The sequence below is a fragment of the Cellulomonas citrea genome, from assembly GCF_009829685.1.
Taxonomy (GTDB): Bacteria; Actinomycetota; Actinomycetes; order Actinomycetales; family Cellulomonadaceae; genus Cellulomonas; species Cellulomonas citrea.
Genome location: NZ_VWSD01000374.1, coordinates 1 through 555, shown reverse-complemented (window position 1 = coordinate 555; position 555 = coordinate 1). Strand labels below are relative to the sequence as shown.

Sequence of the window (555 nt, the reverse complement as noted above, 5' to 3'; positions counted from 1 at the left end):
CGCCGTCTCGCCGGTTTTATCGGCATGACCAGGACGCGCCATCATATCCACGAGGCATCGCCCGCGATAGCCGCTATCTCCGGGTGTTCTCGCACCATAGCGTGAGACGTGGCCGACTGTCGGCACATGCCAAAATTAAAGACGAGCTAACGACCCACAAGCTGGCGTCGCAGCGGTAGGGGTGTCCGCCTTCGGGTCGGGCACCCCTATTGGCGTCAAGCGGCGACAGCAATGTCCGAAGCGGTCAGGGCCTGCGCGAGATCGGCGAAGATATCCTCCGCATCCTCCAGCCCGATCGACAGGCGTAGCAGCCCTTCTCCGATCCCGTGCGCGGCGCGCTCTTCCGGCGTGTAGGTCGAATGAGTCATGCTTGCGGGATGCTGCACCAGCGTTTCCGCATCGCCGAGCGAAACCGCGCGGATAATCATCTGCAGGCGGTTCATAAAGCGGACGCCCTGATCGTAGCCCCCGGCAAGATCGAAGGCGATCATGCCGCCGGGCAGCGCCATCTGGCGGCTGGCGAGTTCGTGTTGGCCGAAGCTTTCAAGGCCGGGA

Annotated in this window: 1 protein-coding gene; it reads right to left on the bottom strand. The window is 63.4% G+C overall.

Going from position 1 to position 555, the window contains the following annotated elements; genetic code table 11:
• Positions 1-215: 215 nt before the first annotated feature.
• Positions 216-555: PLP-dependent transferase (locus F2B26_RS16820; protein WP_201292824.1), on the bottom strand; the 340-nt coding region annotated here is incomplete at its 5' end.